This window comes from Pseudarthrobacter sp. R1 (genome assembly GCF_024494415.1).
GTDB lineage: Bacteria > Actinomycetota > Actinomycetes > Actinomycetales > Micrococcaceae > Arthrobacter.
In genome coordinates this window covers 36,719-54,788 of sequence record NZ_JAMKFI010000002.1, presented here as the reverse complement: position 1 = coordinate 54,788, position 18,070 = coordinate 36,719, and the positions used below count along the sequence as shown (strand labels likewise).

Genomic DNA, 18,070 nt, shown 5'->3' with positions numbered 1-18,070 from the left:
GGCCGTTTTGGTGGGCTGCACAAAGACCCATCCATCGGCGTGGCCACTCCTCCATTGAGGTGTGCTGCAGGTGAGCTGTTTGATGAGTGGACCGGCAGCAAACCGCCGGTCCACTCAATCAACGAGCTCAAGTCAGAGAAAGAAGCGTGACTTCGATGGTGAACCGCGTCAAGGGCCCGGCCCGCTGGGAAGAAGTCCAGGTGGGCGAACCGGTGCAGCTCAGCAGGAACGGCCGCCAGGTGTACGCCGGGCTGGTGGATGACCGGACGGCGGACGGAGACGTGGTCTGGGTCACGACGACTGTGGGCGGGCGCCGGCTCTTCCACATCTCCGACGGCTACGACCTGCTGGCCGCCGAGTCATGACGGAGAGTTGCCCGGACGACTGCCAGTTCTGCAGCGGACCGGAAACTGACTGACTTGGGCGAAGCGCGGCGGGCTGCAAGACTGGGGTCGAGCCGAGCCAAACAACCATCGGGAGCCTGCCATGACCGCCGCATCTTCCCCTTCCGCCTCCACCAGCAGGGTCACCGGGCTTCTCGGGATTGAGGTCCCCGTGGTCCTTGGCCCGTTCGGCGGCGTCTCCTCCGTGCCGCTCACCGCTGCAGTGAGCGACGGCGGCGGGCTGGGTTCCCTCGGCCTGTACGGGTACGACGGCGATGCCATCCGAAAGACGGCAGCCGAACTTCGCGCGGCCACAGCGAAGCCCTTTGCTCTCAACCTGTGGGTACCCAACGGCACCGAGACCACGGCCGTTCCGCAGGAGGAATTCGACCGCTACGCGGCCACCCTGAAGCCCTACTTCGAGGAACTGGGCATTCCCCTTCCGGACATGCCGGCGCGGTACGTGCCGGACTACGGCGAGCAGGTGGAGGCCACGCTGGAGGCGGGTCCCGCCGTCGTCAGTTTTGTTTTCGGTGTGCCCGCTCCGGATGTGGTGGAGGAGGCGCACCGCCGCGGCATCAAGGTCCTTGGCACCGCCACCACCGTCGCGGAGGCTCTGGCGCTGGAGGCCGGCGGCGTTGACGCCGTGGTGGCCAGCGGCATGGAATCCGGCGGCCACCGGGTGTCCTTCCTGAAGCCCGCGGAGGAATCCCTGGTGGGCACGTTCGCCCTGGTCCCGCAGGTGGCCGACGCCGTATCCATCCCGGTGATCGCGGCCGGCGGAATCGCCGACCGCCGCGGCTTCGCGGCGGCAATGGCCCTGGGCGCGGAGGCCGTGCAGGTGGGAACCGCCTTCCTGGCCACCCGCGAGTCCGCCGCCGTGCCCGCCTACCGCGAGGTATTGAAGAGCGCCGCCGCAGCCCGCACAGTACTGACCCGCACTTTGAGCGGCCGGTTGGCCCGCGGCATCCCCAACCGCATCATTGCCGAGCTTGAAGAAGCAGGCACTGTTGCCCCGTTCCCGGTGCAGAACTGGCTCACCGGCCGGTTCCGGCCGCAGGCCGCGGCCAAGGGAAATACGGACCTGATGTCTCTGTGGGCCGGACAGTCGGCGCCCCTGCTCAAACACGACACCGCGGCGGAGGTCCTCGCCGAACTGCTGGCCGGTACCCGCTGACTGTCTCCGCGGGTTGCTGACGGTTCCGGTAACGTCCGCCCGGCCCCCTTCCGGCTCGGGGCCAGTGACGGATCGCCCCTAGACTCCATCTGGCCGGCTCCGGCCTCAGCGGTGCATGGTTCCGTCAGTGGGAAGGGAGAGCAGTGCGAACGCGCGGTCCCTGCATTCCCTTCCACCTCCTCCGCTCGTCGGCGGTGGCCACGGTCATCCTGACGCTCGCCGTTGGCGCCCACCTCGCCGGCGGCGGCGGGCTTCCTGCCCCTGTCATCCTGCTGGCTGGAGGACAACTGGCCCTGCACGGCGTGTTTACGGCTTTCGCCCCTTTCACGGCGGGCGCGGCGCCAACAGGGGCCGCCGCCCCCCATGCCGGCCACCTTCCCGTCACCGACATCGTCACTCCAGCCGCCAACCTCGCTGGTACCGAAGCTGCGAGGCAAAGCATGAAACCCTCAGCTCTTCGCCGTACCCTGCAAACTGCTGCTGCTGCCTGAGGTGCGGCAGTCCTGCTGCTTACCGCTGCGGGCGCAGACTCCGCGCACGTCGGCGTCACGCCGGACAAAACCGCCGCCGGCTCCTACGCCCTGCTCACCTTCGGCATCCCGCACGGCTGCGACACGTCGGGCACCACCAAGGTGGCCATCACACTGCCACAGGAACTGAACGATGCCCAGCCCACGGTCAACCCCCAACTGGTCAGTGGAGAAGGTGACGGAGCAGCTCGCCGAGCAGAAGAAACTTGCCGACGGCACCTCCATCACCAAGCGGACCAGCCACATTGTCTATACCGCCAAAAGTCCACTGCCCCATGAGCTGCGCGACGCATTGGTGCTTTCGGTAAAACTCCCTGACACGGCCGGCGCCACGCTGTATTTCCCCACCCTCCAGACCTGTGAGACGGGGCAGACGGACTGGTCGGAGATTGCCAAGGACGGCCAGGACCCGCATTCCCTGGTGGCACCTGCGCCGTCGATAACGGTCACTGAAGCTGCGGGCACCGTTGGACATGGCGAAGCCGCTGCCACGGCATCCCACCGCACGGCATCCGCGTCCACGGAGCAGGCGTCGGTGACGGACAGCGGAGCTGACGCCCGCAGCTGGGCCGGACTCGCAGCGGGGGTTGGAGGTTTGGTGCTCGGCGGCGCGGCGTTCCTGCGCAGCAGTGCGCGCCGGAAAACCCCGGCGGAGGCGCCAAGTAGGACAGGCTTTGATGCCCGGATCATCACGATCCGGGCATCAAAATGCTCCCTGGCCTCGTGGCATCATTGACGCGGCCAAACAGTGCCGCAAAGGTGGTGCCATGAGGTCTCAGCGAATTTCACATGGGTTGGCCATAACGACGGCGGCCGCGGCAGCGGCACTAATGCTCAGCGGGTGCGGCCCCAGCGGGCCGCAAACGCAGGCGACGACGGCACCGGGCACCAGCTCTGCCAGCCCCGACGCAACGTCCGCGGCGCCCTCGGCGTCCGGGACGTCGTCGGGAACGGCGACCGGGACGCCGACCACAACCGCTCCGGCTACCGCTGCGCCCGGGGCACCGGCCCTTTGCAAGGCGGCCGGCCTCTCCGCCGCCACGGACGCATCAGGCGGCGGAGCAGCAGGCAGCGTCTTCATGAAGCTCAACCTCACCAACACAGGCCCGGAAACCTGTGTCCTTCGGGGTTTTGCGGGCGTTTCCCTGGCTGCCGATGCTGCCGGCGCCCCCATCGGCGCCCCGGCTACCCGTGATGACGCCGCGGCACCAACCGACGTCCTGCTCGCCCCCGGCCAGACAGGCTCGGCAGTGCTGAGCTACACGCAGGCGGGCAACTACCCGGACTGCGCCATGGTGGATGCCGCCGGGTACCGGATCTACCCGCCGGAGGACACAGCATCCCTGTTCCTGCCCCAGCCCACCAAGGCCTGCAGCAACGCGGAAATTACGCTGCTGACCATCGGGGCGTTCCAGCCCGCGTAAGCGATTTCCCCGCTCGGTCCCCGTCCCTTTCGGAGTCTCTTTCCGGCGTGAGGGACCTGCGCCGTGGGTACAGACAACTGCAGGCGGTCCGGCAACGTGCCCGGCCCGCCTGCAGTTGGTTCCGCCCGTGGGCGTCGTCGATGTCGCTGTCGATTCACCTAGTGTGCGGTGGTGGTGCGTCCGGCGCGGGCGGTGCCACGGGACAGGGCGACGCCCAGGCCGATCATGCCGACACCGAGGACAAAGTGCAGCCAGTTATCCGCGGTGTTGACCGGGACGAAGTTGGCCGGCGACTGCAGCCCGATGAGCAGGCCGTAAAGCCAGAGGACCAGGTAGATGGCGCCACCGACGAGCAGGTAATTCCTCGACTGTGCAGCGCTGCGGGCCATGGCGATGCCGGCAGCCCCAAACAGCAGGTGGACGATGTTGTGCAGGATTGACACCTGGAAGATGCCCAGGAGCAGGGCCTTGGATTCATGCCCCGCAAAGCCCAAGGTCTCGTAGTTCGAGGTGATGCCCGGGATGAAGCCCAGGACGCCCACCAGGAGGAACACTGCGCCCACGGCAAGGGTTGCTTTTTGGATGTTTGTACGGCCTGCGGTGCGACCGTCGGAACTCATGCTTGTCATGATCACTCCTGCTGTTGTCGTTAACGTTCACATCATGGCTGCCGGGTTGCGCCTGAACCATAGACTTAAACACCGACATCATAAGTATACTTAGCAACTAAGCCACGCATAGATCAGGATCTATAACAGACACATCACAAACGGCCCGTCAGGGCCAGGACCAAAAGGCAGGCTGAACTGGGATGACGTCGATTTGGTTGGACCGCGCGGAGACCTTTACCTCTGATCCCTTCGAGCCCGGAAGCAGCTACGACACCGTGGTGGCCGGCGCCGGACTCACCGGCCTGGTGACCGCACTCCTGCTGGCCCGCTCAGGGCAAACCGTCCTGGTGCTCGAGGCCCGGCACCCAGGTGCTGTGACTACCGGGAACACCACCGCCAAGGTGACGCTGCTGCAGGGAACCTTCCTGGCTCAACTGGCCCGCCAGTACTCCCGGAAACAGGTCCAGGCGTACGTGGACGGCAACCTCGAAGGCCAGGCCTGGCTCCTGCGGTACATGGAAGAGCACAAGATTCCATTCCAGACCCGGGACGCCTACACGTACGCGGCTTCAGCGCAAGGCACGGAAAAGCTGCGGGAAGAGGTCAGCGCCGGCACCACCGCCGGTCTGGACATGGAATACGTGCGCGACCCCGGGCTGCCGTTTCCAGTCCACGGAGCAGTGCGGCTCGCAAACCAGGCACAAATCAACCCCGTGGAAGTCCTGGACACGCTGGTGTCCGATATCCGCAGCCGCGGCGGATCCGTGGTGGGCGGTGTTCGGCTGCAGGACGTCACCGGGAGCGGCCCGGCCACCATCCACACGGACCACGGCACGGTCACCGCGAACGAGGTAGTGCTTGCCACCGGCATTCCCGTCCTGGACCGCGGGCTCTACTTCGCCAAGCTGAAGCCGAGCCGTTCTTATGCCGCGGCGCTGCAGCTGCAGGAAGACCAGGCTCCTCCCCCGGGAATGTACATCTCGGTGGAACAGCCAACGCACTCCCTGCGGGACTACGAAGTGGACGGCCGCCGGCTGCTCCTGGTGGGCGGGCACGGACACCACGTAGGCCGGGCACGGTCCGAGAAGCACCAGCTCGGCAGCCTCGTGGACTGGGCCGTGCAGCAGTACCCCGGCTCAGTGGTGACTCACACCTGGTCCGCGCAGGACTACATGCCCGTCAACCTCATGCCGTTCTTCGGCAAGCTTCCCCGGGGCAAGGGCCACGTCTACTTCGGCACCGGCTACAACAAATGGGGCATGACCAACGCAGTGGCCGCAGCCGTGGGAATCTCCGCCGACATCCTTGGCGGCCACGTGCCCTGGGCCAATACCATCCACCGCCGTGTCAGTTCGCCGGCAGCCGCAGCGTCAGCCGTTTCCCTCAATGCTGGGGTGGCAGCCAAGCTTGCAACGGGCTGGGGGCAGTTGGCCGCCGAGGGGCTGAAGAAAGGCAAGGAACAGCCCACCGCCGAGCCGGCCCCTGTTGTCCCGGCCGACGGCGAGGGCAAGGTCTATCGCGAGGGAACAAAACCGGTCGCCGTTTCCACCGTGAACGGCACCACATGCAAGTTGTCGGCAGTCTGCACGCACATGGGCGGCATCCTCCACTGGAACGACAGCGAGCTGACCTGGGACTGCCCGCTCCACGGCTCCCGCTTCACCAATGAAGGACAACTCCTGGAGGGTCCTGCCACCAAGAATCTCCCCCGCGCAGGAAAGGCTTGAGCCGGGAACACTTGAGCCTGGACCAGGGGAAAGCTGCATGCCGGCTTCCCGGTCGGTGGCTTGGGGCATGATGGAGGCATGATCGAGGAACAGCCCGCAGCGGGTGGCAGGGGTGCGGTCGCGGAGGCACCCATGGCCCAGTTCAGCAGGCCAACACGCGACTGGTTCCTTGGCGCCTTCTCGGAGCCCACGCCGGCCCAGAACGGCGCCTGGCAGGCCATCTCCTCCGGCTCGCACGCGCTGGTGGTCGCTCCCACCGGTTCCGGAAAGACCCTCGCCGCGTTCCTCTGGGCGCTGGACCGGCTGCTTGAGTCCGGGTCAGCAGCCGCTCCCGAGGCCCCGGCACCGGAGGCACCAAAGGCACCGGCAAAAGGGAGGCGCCCCCGGGCACCCAAACGCAAGACCCGGGTCCTGTACATCTCGCCACTGAAGGCCCTCGGCGTCGATGTGGAACGGAACCTCCGCTCCCCGCTCATCGGCATCACACAGACTGCCAAGCGGCTGGGGCTGCCGGCACCGCTGATCACTGTCGGCGTCCGTTCCGGAGACACCACAACGGCGGACCGCCGGGCCTTGCTGAGCAACCCGCCGGACATTCTTATCACCACGCCGGAATCGCTGTTCCTGATGCTCACCTCCAGGGCCCGGGAAACCTTGACCGATGTGGACACCATCATCATCGATGAAGTCCACGCCGTGGCCGGTACCAAGCGCGGGGCCCACCTTGCCGTCTCACTTGAGCGGCTGGATGCCCTGCTGAACAAACCGGCGCAGCGGATCGGGCTCTCCGCCACCGTGGAGCCGAGGGAACTGGTGGCACAATTCTTGGCCGGTTCAGCACCAGTGGAAATCGTTGCCCCGCCGGCCACGAAGAACTGGGACCTTACTGTCTCCGTGCCGGTGGAGGACATGTCCGACCTTCAGGGCGCTGCCGGCGCGTTCGACTCCGGTCCCGCCTCCGGGCTGCAGCCCCAAGCCTCCATCTGGCCGCACGTGGAGGAAAAGATTGTTGACCTGGTGCTGGCCAACCAGTCCACCATCGTTTTCGCCAACTCCCGCCGCTTGTCCGAACGGCTCACGGCCCGCCTCAACGAGATCTACGTGGAACGGCAGCTGCTCGCAGAGGGCGGGGGCTGGGACGATCCTGTGCCGGCGGGCGCCGCGGCGTTCGAAACGGCCCCCGGTGCCCCTGTTTCTACGGCCACACCCGCCCACATGATGGCCCAGGCGGGAAGCTCCGCGGGAGCAGACCCCGTGCTGGCCCGCGCCCACCACGGCTCGGTCTCCAAGGACCAGCGGGCGCTGATCGAGGACGACCTCAAATCCGGCCGGTTGCGGTGCGTTGTGGCCACGTCATCACTGGAACTTGGAATCGACATGGGCGCCGTGGACCTGGTGGTGCAGGTGGAATCACCGCCGTCGGTAGCCAGCGGCCTGCAGCGGGTGGGCCGTGCAGGCCACCAAGTGGGCGAAGTTTCCCAGGGCGTCCTGTTCCCCAAGCACCGGGCAGACCTGGTGCACACAGCCATCACCGTGGAACGCATGCTGGGCGGCAAGATCGAGCGCCTCAGCATCCCGGCCAACCCCCTGGACATCCTGGCGCAGCAAACCGTGGCTGCCACGGCCCTGGGCAGCATCGATGTCGAGGAATGGTTTGCCACTGTCCGCCGCTCCGCCCCGTTCGCATCCCTCCCCCGGTCGGCGTTCGAGGCAACCCTGGACCTCCTGGCCGGCCGCTACCCTTCCGACGAATTCGCCGAACTGCGTCCCCGGATCGTCTGGGACCGCAACGCCGGCACCATCGAAGGCAGGCCCGGGGCCCAGCGCCTCGCCGTCACCTCCGGCGGCACCATCCCCGACCGCGGGCTCTTCGGCGTGTACATCATCGGCACCGAAATCGAGGGCTCGGCGTCGCCCTCGGCGGACGGCAAGCCCGCCCCTGCCCCCAAGGGCGGCCGGCGCGTCGGCGAGCTGGACGAGGAGATGGTGTACGAATCCCGCGTGGGCGACGTCTTTGCCCTGGGCGCCACCAGCTGGAAGATCGAGGACATCACGCACGACCGCGTGCTGGTCTCCCCCGCCTTCGGCCAGCCCGGCAAGCTTCCCTTCTGGAAGGGCGATTCGCTCGGCCGCCCGGTGGACCTGGGCCGTGCCCTTGGCGCCTTCGTGCGCGAACTGTCAGCGTCCGACGTCGGGCCCGCCACCGAACGCTGCCAGGCCAGCGGCCTGGACGCCTTCGCGGCCAACAACCTGATCCAGTACCTCAGTGAACAGAAGCAGGCAACCGAGGTGGTGCCCAGCGACACCACACTGGTGGTGGAGCGGTTCCATGACGAACTGGGCGACTGGCGGGTGATCCTCCACAGCCCCTTCGGCATGCCGGTGCATGCACCCTGGGCGCTTGCGGTGGGCCAGCGGCTCAACCAGCGGTACGGCATGGACGGCTCAGCCATGGCCGCCGACGACGGGATCGTCCTGCGCGTGCCGATGATGGAGGACGAGCCGCCGGGGGCCGAACTGTTCCTGTTCGACCCCGAGGAACTGGAACAGATCGTCACGGCAGAAGTGGGGGGCAGCGCACTGTTCGCCTCACGCTTCCGCGAATGTGCCGCCCGTGCCCTGCTGCTGCCGCGGCAGACACCCGGCAAACGGCAGCCGCTGTGGCAGCAGCGGCAGCGGTCCGCCCAGTTGCTGGACGTCGCCCGGAAGTATCCCACGTTCCCCATCGTGCTGGAAACAGTGCGCGAATGCCTGCAGGACGTTTACGATCTCCCGGCGCTCAAGGACATCGCTGCGTCCGTGGAACGGCGCGAGCTTCGGATTGTGGAGACCACCACATCGCAGCCGTCGCCGTTCGCGAAGTCGCTCCTGTTCGGGTACGTTGCCCAGTTCCTTTACGAGGGTGACTCACCCCTGGCGGAGCGCCGTGCCGCCGCCCTGGCCCTTGATTCCACCCTCCTCAACGAGTTGCTGGGGCGCGTGGAGCTCCGCGAACTGCTGGACGCCAGGGTCATCGAGTCCACCGAACGGGAACTGCAGCGCCTGGCGCCGGACCGGCGCGCGCGGGGGGTGGAAGGTGTCGCAGACCTGCTGCGCCTGCTTGGTCCCCTGGCGCCGGAAGAAGCTGCCGCCAGGCTCCAAGGTGAGGAGCCTGCAACTGCTCAACCGGTTGCAGAGACACGGATTACCGAAGGGACTGCCGCGAAACCGGCTGGCGCGGAACCCGCAGTGGATGTGGGCGCCGAACCAACAGATGCCGAACTTGCGGCCGAGCTTGCCGCCCAGGCGCCTGCAGCAGACCTGGCCCATGCCACTACCGATTCCGCCACCGACCACCTGCTCGCCCTGCAGCGGGCCAACCGCGCCATCAAGGTCAACATCGGCGGCGTGGAACGCTTCGCCGCCGTCGAAGACGCCGCGCGGCTCCGGGATGCCATCGGCGTTCCCCTTCCCATGGGAGTGCCGCTCGCGTTTATTGAGCCAGTGGCGGATCCCCTGGGGGATCTCGTATCCCGTTATGCCCGCACCCACGGTCCCTTCACTGCGGCGGAAGCGGCAGCCCGGCTGGGCCTGGGCGTGGCAGTGGTCAGCACCGCCCTCAAGCGCCTCGCCGCTGACGGGCGGGTGGTGGAAGGCGAGTTCCGGCCCCATTCGGGCCCGCCCGAGACGCACCCGGCAGACGCGGACGCGGCAGCTGCCGATGCTGCTGCCGCCCCTGCCGTTACCGAGCCTCCTGATGCAAACCCTTCTGCTGCGGACCCCGCAGTACCCGCCGAGGTACTACATCCCGCCACGGTCAGTGAGTGGTGTGATGCCGAGGTCCTCCGTAAACTGCGCCGCCGGTCGCTGGCAGCACTGCGGGCAGAGGTGGAGCCTGTCGACGCGTCTGCGTACGGTCGTTTCCTGCCGGCCTGGCAGCATGTCCGTACCCCCGGTGCAGGCCGCGGGCAACCGGGGTTGCGCGGTCTGGATGGCATTGTCACAGCCATCGACCAGCTCTCCGGCGTTCCGGTTCCGGCCTCCGCCTGGGAGCCCCTGGTCCTGGCATCCCGGGTCTCCAATTACCAGCCGGCCATGCTGGACGAACTCATGGCCACCGGCGAGGTGCTGTGGTCCGGAGCAGGAGCGCTGCCCGGCAACGACGGCTGGATCAGCCTGCACCTGGCCGACTCCGCAGAGCTGACCCTGAACCCGGCCATCGACTACGAACCCGGCGACGGCCAGCAGCGGCTCCTGGAGCACCTTCGAAACAACGGCGGCGGCTACTTCTTCCGGCAGCTGACGGAGGTGGCCGGCGGTATGGACTCGGTTCTGAGTGATCAGGAAATTGTCACTGCGTTATGGGACCTGGCGTGGGCCGGCCGCATTACGGGCGACACGTTCGCTCCCGTCCGCGCCCTGATCGCCGGCGGGCACACTGCCCACCGGCAGGTGGCACGTGCACCCAGGGCGCGGGCACCCCGCCTGAGCCGGCTGGGCCGGTCCCACGGGACCGGCCTGATGGGGTCTGCCGGAATGGGCGGTGGCCGGTACGGAACGTCGGCCGGCCCGGCCACGCCTCCCCTGGCAGCTGGCCGCTGGTCCGCGCTCCCGCAGCCCGAACTGGACCCGACCATCCATGCCCGGGCCACAGCAGAACTCCTGCTGGACCGCTACGGCGTGGTCACCCGCGGCTCGGTGATGGCAGAACAAATCCTCGGCGGGTTCGGGTTGATGTACAAAGTCCTGGCACGGCTCGAGGAAGCGGGCCGCTGCCGCCGCGGCTACTTCATTGAGCACCTGGGGGCAGCCCAGTTCGCCGTGCCGGCCACCGTGGACCGGCTGCGTTCGTACTCCGAAGACACCCAGCTCGCCAAGCCCGAGCCTGCCGCCCTCGCCCTCGCCGCCACCGATCCCGCCAACCCCTACGGCGCGGCCCTCCCTTGGCCCGCCCTTCACGACGACGCCGGAACCGGGCACCGGCCCGGGCGGAAGGCGGGTGCCCTGGTGGTGCTGGTGGACGGGGCGCTGGTCCTCTACGTGGAACGGGGCGGAAAAACGCTGCTGGCCTTCAGCGACGACGACGCTATTCTTGCCGCCGCCGGCTCCGCACTGGTCGGTGTGGTGACCCGCGGCGCCGTCGACAAGCTGATCATGGAGAAGGTGAACGGCCACGGGATCCTGGATACGCCTGTTGCCGCGGCCCTCAGCTCGGCCGGGGCCTACTCCACGCCGAAGGGGCTGAGGATACGTGCCTGAGGGGGATTCGGTCTGGCGGGCAGCCCACCAGCTGCACCAGGCTTTGGCGGGACAGAAACTGATTGCATCCGACTTCCGGGTGCCCCGCTTCGCCACGTTGAACCTGGCCGGCTGGACGGTGGCGGAGGTCGTGCCCCGGGGCAAGCACCTGCTCATGCGGGTGGTGGGTCCGGAGGACAAAAAACTCACCATCCACTCGCACCTGAAAATGGAGGGCACCTGGCAGGTCTACCCGCCGGGCGGCAGGTGGCGTAAGCCCGGGTACACGGCCCGGTGCGTGCTGCGCACGCCGGTGGCGGACGCCGTCGGATTTTCCCTAGGCATAGTTGAAGTGGTGGCCACGGCCAATGAGGACTCCATCGTGGGGTTCCTGGGCCCTGACCTCCTGGGGCCGGACTGGGACCTGGACGAAGCGGAGCGGCGGGTGCGCGCAGCCCCGGACGTCCCCATCGGTGTCGCCCTGCTGGACCAGCGCAACCTCGCCGGGATAGGCAACATCTACCGCTGTGAGGCCTGCTTCCTGTCCGGCGTTCATCCGGCGTCCCCGGTGTCCGCCGTCCAGGATGTGCGGACCATGATGATCGACGCCAAGCAGCTGCTCGAAGTAAACCTTGGCCCCGGCCGTCGCGTCACCATCCTCAACGCCAAAGGCCTGCCCGTAGGGAGAATGGCCGGGCGGCCCGGTTATTGGGTGTACCGCAGGGAGCACCAGCCCTGCCTCAAGTGCGGAACGCCCATCCGGCGGGGCGTCCTGAGAAAGTTGAATGGCGAGGAAGAACGGGACATCTACTTCTGTCCCCAGTGCCAGCCGCTCCTGGCGTAGGGATGCCGCGCCGGCGTCCTGGCCTTAGGGTCCCGGGCAGGGAGACCTGCCGGGGGCCCCGGGGAGTCCTGTTTGGGAAGCCCGTCGGGGAGTCCCACTAGCCGTTGCTGGCCAGTGGTTCGGGAGTAACGGAGCCGGCGTCGTCGCGGCCCTGTGAATCAGGTTCCGCCGGCAGTGCGGCGGGCACCATAAACACTGGAAGCAGCAGCTGGACCAGGGGCCCAATCGCCAGGGCGTAAACGACGGTGCCCACTCCCACCGAACCGCCGAGGAGCCAACCGACGGCCAGGACCACCACTTCAATGAGGGTGCGCGACAACCTGACAGACCATCCGGTGCGCCGCGCTAGCCCCGTCATCAGGCCGTCCCGTGCGCCGGGCCCAAACCGGGCACCGATGTAGCAGGCGGACGCGATGCCGTTCAGGAGCACGGCCCCTGCGAGCATGGCGGCCTGCCCGCCCAAGTGGGAGAAAGCCGGAATCAGGGCAAGGCCGATGTCTGCGAAGACGCCCACCAGCACTGCGTTGCACAAGGTGCCGAACCCCGGCCGTTGCCGCAGCGGAATCCAGAGAAGCAGCACCAGGAAACTCACGATGATGACCACCAGGCCGATGCTGAGCCCGGTCCTCCCGGCGACGCCCTGGTGAAAGACGTCCCACGGGTCCAGTCCCAGTCCGGCCCGGATGAACAGGGCGAGGGATATTCCGTACATGGCGAGGCCGAGGAAGAGCTGGAGGAGTCTGCGGGTCAACATGGGAACCACTGTCGCAGACCACTGGCATTGAATTCCATAGCCAGTTTGGGATACTGGCCTTATGTCCCCTCTCAGCGCCGCTGCCCTTGCCCGCCTTCTCGGAACGTGGCACCTTGGCGCGGCGCCCGCCTACCGTGAGCTGGCCGACGTCGTTCGCCTCCTGGTCCTGGACGGCCGGGTGGCGCTGGACACCGCCCTGCCCAGCGAGCGCGCACTGTCCGAATCCCTGGGCGTCAGCCGCACCACCGTAACGGCGGCCTACGGCCTCCTCCGGGAGCAGGGGTTCCTGACCAGCGGCCAAGGCAGCAGGAGCCGGACCCGGATTCCACGCACGACGCCGGCCGGCGGCACGCTGCTCACCGGCCCCATGCCCGTTGCCCCAGCGCCGGCAGGGCCGGGATTCGCGTCACCCGGACTCGCGGCACCCGGACTGGCCGCGCCGGAGGGGCTGATCGACCTCGCCTACGCGTCCCTTCCCGCGAGCGGAGAGGTAGTACACCGCGCGTTCGCCGCAGCCCTCACCGAACTTCCGGCCCTGCTGCCGGGATTCGGCTATGACGCCATCGGCCTGCTCCCCCTGCGCCAGGCAATAGCGGCCCGGTACACGGCAGCGGGGGCACCGACTACCGCGGACCAGATCCTGGTGACGTCGGGCGCACAGCACGCCCTGACCATCATCCTCCGGGCCCTGGCCGGGCGGCAGGACAGGGTGCTGGTGGAGCACCCCAGCTACCCGAACGCCCTCGATGGAATCCGAGCCGCCGGCTGCCGGCCAACGCCGGTGGCATTCTCCAGCGCGCCGGCCAGGGGCGGTGACGGCGGGCGGGCTGCTCCAACCTGGGACATGCAGGCACTTCAGGCCGCCCTGATGCAGCAGCGGCCCAAACTCGCATACGTGGTGCCGGACTTCCACAATCCAACCGGACAAGTGATGCCCGACCTCCAACGCCGCCTCCTGGTCAGGGCGGCGGCCGCCGCGGGAACAACTCTGGTGGTGGACGAAACCTTGCGGGAGCTGAACCTCGACGGCGTCGAGACCACTCCGGTGGCGGCCTTCAGTCCACCAGTGGTAACCATCGGCTCGCTCAGCAAGTCGCATTGGGCAGGTCTCCGCACCGGCTGGATCCGGGCTTCCGGGGATCTGATCCAGCGTTTCGCGGCGGCACGAACCTCCCTGGACCTGGGCGGACCCGTTATGGAACAACTGGCCGGCGCGCATCTCGTCCGGGCTCTGGACGAGCCGCTACCGGCGCGGCTTACTGCCCTGCGGGACAGCCGTGCCGCCCTGCTGGAACTGCTAGCCGGATACCTGCCGGAGTGGGAAACGGCGTACCCCTCCGGTGGCCTGTCCGTCTGGTGCAAACTGCCTGCGCCCATCAGCACGGCGCTGACGGTCATCGCACCCGAACATGGGATCCGGCTTGCGGCAGGGCCCCGCTTTGGGATTGGCGGCGCCTTCGAGCGTTACCTCCGGGTGCCATTTACCTTGCCCCCGGAGAAGTTGGAGACCGCGGTGGTTGCCCTGCGGTCGGCGCAGGACCGGCTGGACGCCGCCCCCCAGCTCCGCCGGACCCTCAAGGATGCGCCCGCCGTCGCTATTGCGTGACGGCGTTCCCTATTGCCGGCGGGGCTTGACGGTTCGGCGGACGATGCGGCGGACCTGCCCATCCGCTGCCTGGCGGTATTAGTCCCCGCGCCAACAGGGACGTGGGCGGTGGCCTTGGCGAGCCCAAACAGGGGCATCCCGTTGTAGATGACCTCTATCCCGGCAGCCGGCACCTGGTAGGTCTCATGCCAGACGCCCACATCTCCGCTTCCGGCCGTTTCCTTCATAAAACGGCGCCAGGGCTCCAGGTGGGGGGATTCCCGGTCCGCGGCAAACTTCCGCAGATGGTCCGGACTCTCCCAGTAGCTGAGCAACATGGTGGTCCGGCCGAACCACTGCTCATAGCCCAGCATGCCCGACGACGGGTCCCCCGCCAGGTGCTGGAGCATCCGGGGCATTGCGGCGGCGACCTTAGCAACCGTTCCCGCCTTCCACCACCGGTTTGCCCGCATGCCGATCAGGAAGACAGTGACCGATTCCCGGCCGGGGTCGGCGGTGTACCGGCCAGAAAAAACAGTCTGTGCCATGGGAAGCTCCTTGGTCGCGGTTTTCGTAACGCTGTTTCACCACGTTGCTTCATAACGATGTTACAGAACAAGGTTATGAAACAATGGGCCTCATGGCAAGACCCGTGGTGCACAACGATTCCCTGAGGCAGGAACTGCTGGCCGTAACAGCTGAACTCGTGGACCGGGATGGGCCCGCGAGGGTAACCCTGCGGGACGTGGCCTCAGCGGCAGGGACTTCCACTACTGCCGTCTACTCCCTGTTCGGCGGGAAGTCCCAGCTCTTGACGGCGGTGGTGGATGGCGGGTTCAGGTCGTTCCGGGACTCGCAGGTCGCCGCTGCACCAGGTGGTCTTCGTGAGCTTGGAGCCGCCTACAGGGTTTGGGCGCTGGAGCATCGCGCGCTGTACCGGCTGATGTTCGGCGGCGCGCTGGCGGCATACGTTGATTGCCGGCCCAGCCCCGAGGTGGCCGCCGATGCCATGGAACCCCTCATTGGCGCCGTCGCCGCCGCGCAATCCGAGGGAGTCCTGCTGCCGGCGCCGGTTGAGGTGGCCGCATTCGCGATTTGGGGCCAGGTGCACGGCCTGGTGAGCCTCGAGCTCGCCCATGTGGGCCCGCCGGACGCCGATTGGGCAGCCGCCTACACCGCAGCCCTCGACGCCATTGCCCGCGGCTGGGCTGCCTGACAGTGACCACAAGCCGCCAGAAGCGGCAAAGGGCGCCGGACCTGCACAGGCCCGGGAGCGCTTCAGGCAGCAGCCGCACCCCGTAGAATTGTCCGGTGATGCAATCCCCCCTCCCCGTGCGCGACGGCGTCAACGCCACCCGCCTGCGCCTTCCCGTGGAGGGCCCGTGGGAGACCGCGATGGACTACATGATGCACCGCTGGGGGCATATTGATCCGCAGGGCATCGAGGACAGGTTCGACGCCGGCGAGATCGTTGGTGAGGGCGGTACCCCGCTGAGCCGCTCCACGCCGCTGGAGGACCATACGTTTATCTGGTACTACCGGACGCTGCCGCCTGAAACCCGCATTCCAGTGGAACTGGGCATCCTGCACCAGGACGAGCACCTGCTGGTGGTGGACAAGCCCCATTTCCTGCCCACCACCCCCGGCGGCACCTACATCCAGGAATCCGCCCTGGTGCGCCTGCGGAACCAGCTGGACCTGCCGGACCTGATTCCCATGCACCGGCTCGACCGCATGACCGCCGGCGTCCTGCTGTTCTCGACAAACCCGGACACCCGCGGCAAATACCAGGTGCTTTTCGAAAAGCGCCAGGTTCACAAAAACTACGAGTGCGTGTCCGCCGCGGAGCCTGCCGAAGGGTATCCGGCCGTCGAATTTCCCGTGGTGGTGCGCAACCGCATGACCAAGTCCCGCAGCTACCTGCTGGCCGAGGTAATTGACGGCGAGCCCAACGCCGAAACGCGGATTGAACGGCTGGAAACGTTCGACGGCGGTGCTTCCGCCGCCGCTGCGGCACCCGGCAGTCCCGTGCGCCGTGCCCTGTACCGGCTGGAACCCCACACCGGAAAGACCCACCAGCTGCGGGTGCACATGGCATCTTTGGGCCTGGGAATCGTCAATGACTCGTTCTACCCGGAGTTGCTGGACAAGGCTCCGGACGACTACACCAAGCCCCTGCAGCTCCTGGCCCGCGGCATCCGGTTCGTGGACCCCATCTCGGGAAAACCGGTGGAGTACCGCAGCCGCCTGCAGCTCAGCGAAGCAGCCCGAAGCCGTCCCTGAAGCATGCGCCGGGCTGCCTGCATAAACCCCTGACTCCCCGGCCTGGCCGGGCCAAAGTGGGGTACCTTTGTGGCAATGGACTTCGGCAGCGCTGACAGCTGGGGGACGGCGATCTACTTCTGGATCATCCCCATCGTGCTCGGCGACGCCATCTTTCCGCCGGTCCCGTCCGAGATGGTGGTGATCACCGGCGGAGCGCTTTCCGCTGACGGCCGGGCCAACGTGTTCCTGGTGGTGGCCCTGTCCGCCGTGGCCTCCTGGCTGGGCGACGTAGTGGTGTTCCAGCTGTTCAGGATGCGGCTGAGCCACGTCCTTGACCGCTGGAGTTGGGGCCGGCGCGTGCACTCCGGAATACACGACGCCATCGCCAAGGCCGGCCGTTCATCCACATACGGGACCATCATCGGAGCCAGGTTCATTCCGGGCGGCCGGCTTGCCACGTCCGCCGCTGCAGGGATCGCGAACGTTTCGGTCCGGGGCTTCAGCCTGTGCGCCGGGCTCGGGGCGTTGCTCTGGGCCTGCTGGCTGGTGGGCCTGGGCTACTTCACCGGTTCCGCCACGGGCCTGCCCTTCTGGGCCAGCTCGCTGATCGGCGTGGCGCTGGGACTGGTGATCGGCGTCGTCGTGGGCATCATTGTGACCCGGCGCAGGGGCAACAGATCGCCGGTGGAGGAGCCGGACCCTCCCCTGGCGTAGCTCCTTAGACAGGCGCCCAGCGGCCCCTGTTGCGGCGCAGCACCATCAGCGAGCCGGTCAGCGCAACGCGTTCGACGGCGTCGCGCATCATGGCTGCCGATTCCAGCGCCTGCTGGTTCTCACCGCTGTACTCCGTGGCCTCAACGAGGAATCGCAGGTTCAGTTGTGGCACTCCGCCGGCAATCTGCAACTGGTTCGACTCCACGTGGTGGCGGGTTTCCAACGCCTCCACCGCTGCATCCATAACGGCTTCAGGCGGATTGCCGGGGCGCAGGCCAGTGATCTTCAGGCGGGTTTGGAACGATGGCATGCCTCCCACCCTACCCAGACGCTCTCTCACTTAATGCTGGAAATCCCCGAACGCTCTCTCACCTAATACAGGAAATCCCCAAACGCTCTCTCACTCGATGCGGGAAATCCCCAAACGCTCTCTCACTCGATGCAGGAAATCCCCAAACGCTCCCGCACTGTGAACTGCTTTGCGGTCGTATGGTTTTCTGAGACAGCTTGATGGGAGCTTCGCTTCAGATGACCACGCCCAGAAGAAAATACGATGCCGCTTTCCGCGAGGATGCTGTGCGGCTGGTTTTGTCCACGAATCGTTCGGTGAAGCAGGTCGCCGAGGAGATTGGGGTGAAGGAAAGCACGCTGGGGAACTGGCTTCACCGGCATCGGGAACGTCGACCAAACGCTTCTGTTGCTCCTGAAGACCGGGGCCCGGTTGCGTGGGACGAGCATCAGAAGGCCTTGGCCGAAAATGAGCGTTTGAGGGCCGAGGTCGAGTTCCTGGGTTATCCCGATAGCCGGATTATGCCGATGTTTTCCTAACGATGCAGGTC

16 protein-coding genes and 3 pseudogenes are annotated in these 18,070 nt (G+C 67.3%); 14 read left to right on the top strand and 5 right to left on the bottom strand.

Annotated features, from left to right (window positions below):
* Positions 1-155 precede the first annotated feature (155 nt).
* The 5 genes and pseudogenes from M8J71_RS02115 to M8J71_RS02100 all read left to right on the top strand — a co-directional run bounded on the left by M8J71_RS02115 (position 156) and on the right by M8J71_RS02100 (position 2,826).
* Positions 156-365 (top strand): hypothetical protein, encoded by a 210-nt coding sequence (locus M8J71_RS02115; protein ID WP_163166627.1) that lies wholly within the window; start codon positions 156-158, stop codon positions 363-365.
* 121 nt (positions 366-486) lie between these two features.
* On the top strand, positions 487-1,560 hold the full coding sequence (locus M8J71_RS02110; RefSeq protein ID WP_256246378.1) for an NAD(P)H-dependent flavin oxidoreductase: 1,074 nt from the start codon (positions 487-489) through the stop codon (positions 1,558-1,560).
* A gap of 143 nt (positions 1,561-1,703) precedes the next feature.
* Positions 1,704-2,051, top strand: coding sequence for a hypothetical protein (locus tag M8J71_RS23310; protein ID WP_305478293.1), 348 nt, complete (start codon positions 1,704-1,706; stop codon positions 2,049-2,051).
* Positions 2,052-2,063: 12 nt separating this feature from the next.
* Positions 2,064-2,186, top strand: a pseudogene (locus M8J71_RS23565) (DUF1775 domain-containing protein); the annotation flags it as partial.
* A gap of 37 nt (positions 2,187-2,223) precedes the next feature.
* Positions 2,224-2,826, top strand: a complete 603-nt coding sequence (locus M8J71_RS02100; protein WP_374114796.1) for a DUF1775 domain-containing protein — start codon at positions 2,224-2,226, stop codon at positions 2,824-2,826.
* A 39-nt stretch (positions 2,827-2,865) separates the two neighbouring features.
* Here M8J71_RS02100 and M8J71_RS23425 read toward each other — a convergent pair whose 3' ends face one another.
* Positions 2,866-3,171: a hypothetical protein gene (locus tag M8J71_RS23425; RefSeq protein ID WP_308292942.1), complete on the bottom strand. Its 306-nt coding sequence runs from the start codon at positions 3,169-3,171 to the stop codon at positions 2,866-2,868.
* Here M8J71_RS23425 and M8J71_RS23420 point away from each other — a divergent pair.
* Positions 3,164-3,514 (top strand): annotated as a pseudogene (locus M8J71_RS23420) (DUF4232 domain-containing protein); the annotation flags it as partial. The gene M8J71_RS23425 and the pseudogene M8J71_RS23420 sit on opposite strands and share 8 nt — an antisense overlap.
* Before the next feature lie 158 nt (positions 3,515-3,672).
* Here M8J71_RS23420 and M8J71_RS02090 read toward each other — a convergent pair.
* Positions 3,673-4,143, bottom strand: coding sequence for a DUF4383 domain-containing protein (locus tag M8J71_RS02090; protein ID WP_374114795.1), 471 nt, complete (start codon positions 4,141-4,143; stop codon positions 3,673-3,675).
* A 182-nt stretch (positions 4,144-4,325) separates the two neighbouring features.
* On the opposite strand from M8J71_RS02090, the gene M8J71_RS02085 reads away from it, so the two are divergent.
* From M8J71_RS02085 to M8J71_RS02075, 3 genes are all read left to right on the top strand, one after another.
* Positions 4,326-5,852 (top strand): FAD-dependent oxidoreductase, encoded by a 1,527-nt coding sequence (locus tag M8J71_RS02085; RefSeq protein ID WP_256246376.1) that lies wholly within the window; start codon positions 4,326-4,328, stop codon positions 5,850-5,852.
* Between the two features lie 78 nt (positions 5,853-5,930).
* Positions 5,931-11,090 carry an Lhr family ATP-dependent helicase gene (locus tag M8J71_RS02080; protein ID WP_256246375.1) on the top strand — a complete coding sequence of 1,720 codons (5,160 nt, stop codon included), beginning with the start codon at positions 5,931-5,933 and terminating at the stop codon, positions 11,088-11,090.
* Entirely contained in the window at positions 11,083-11,913 is an 831-nt protein-coding gene (locus M8J71_RS02075; protein WP_256246374.1) for an Fpg/Nei family DNA glycosylase, read from the top strand. Before M8J71_RS02080 ends, M8J71_RS02075 begins: the two co-directional genes overlap by 8 nt.
* A 97-nt stretch (positions 11,914-12,010) precedes the next feature.
* On the opposite strand, the gene yczE is transcribed toward M8J71_RS02075, so the two are convergent.
* The gene (gene yczE, locus M8J71_RS02070; RefSeq protein ID WP_256246373.1) at positions 12,011-12,667 is read right to left on the bottom strand and encodes a membrane protein YczE; all 657 of its coding nucleotides are present in this window, start codon (positions 12,665-12,667) and stop codon (positions 12,011-12,013) included.
* A gap of 61 nt (positions 12,668-12,728) precedes the next feature.
* On the opposite strand from yczE, the gene yczR reads away from it, so the two are divergent.
* Positions 12,729-14,273, top strand: a complete 1,545-nt coding sequence (gene yczR / locus M8J71_RS02065; RefSeq protein WP_256246372.1) for a MocR-like transcription factor YczR — start codon at positions 12,729-12,731, stop codon at positions 14,271-14,273.
* 131 nt (positions 14,274-14,404) lie between these two features.
* On the opposite strand, the pseudogene M8J71_RS02060 reads toward yczR, so the two are convergent.
* Positions 14,405-14,800, bottom strand: a pseudogene (locus tag M8J71_RS02060) (DUF4188 domain-containing protein); the annotation flags it as partial.
* Between the two features lie 92 nt (positions 14,801-14,892).
* On the opposite strand from M8J71_RS02060, the gene M8J71_RS02055 reads away from it, so the two are divergent.
* The 3 genes from M8J71_RS02055 to M8J71_RS02045 all read left to right on the top strand — a co-directional run bounded on the left by M8J71_RS02055 (position 14,893) and on the right by M8J71_RS02045 (position 17,231).
* Positions 14,893-15,468: a TetR/AcrR family transcriptional regulator gene (locus tag M8J71_RS02055; RefSeq protein ID WP_256246371.1), complete on the top strand. Its 576-nt coding sequence runs from the start codon at positions 14,893-14,895 to the stop codon at positions 15,466-15,468.
* Positions 15,469-15,566: 98 nt separating this feature from the next.
* Entirely contained in the window at positions 15,567-16,535 is a 969-nt protein-coding gene (locus M8J71_RS02050; protein WP_256246538.1) for an RluA family pseudouridine synthase, read from the top strand.
* 75 nt (positions 16,536-16,610) lie between these two features.
* On the top strand, positions 16,611-17,231 hold the full coding sequence (locus M8J71_RS02045; RefSeq protein ID WP_256246370.1) for a DedA family protein: 621 nt from the start codon (positions 16,611-16,613) through the stop codon (positions 17,229-17,231).
* A gap of 4 nt (positions 17,232-17,235) precedes the next feature.
* Here the strand turns inward: M8J71_RS02045 and M8J71_RS02040 are convergent, their stop codons facing one another.
* A complete protein-coding gene (locus M8J71_RS02040; RefSeq protein ID WP_256246369.1) occupies positions 17,236-17,541 on the bottom strand; it encodes a hypothetical protein in 306 nt (101 codons plus the stop codon).
* A gap of 218 nt (positions 17,542-17,759) precedes the next feature.
* Here M8J71_RS02040 and M8J71_RS02035 point away from each other — a divergent pair, with 218 nt between their 5' ends.
* The gene (locus M8J71_RS02035) at positions 17,760-18,059 is read left to right on the top strand and encodes a transposase (RefSeq protein ID WP_256246368.1); all 300 of its coding nucleotides are present in this window, start codon (positions 17,760-17,762) and stop codon (positions 18,057-18,059) included.
* The last annotated feature ends 11 nt before the right edge of the window (positions 18,060-18,070 follow it).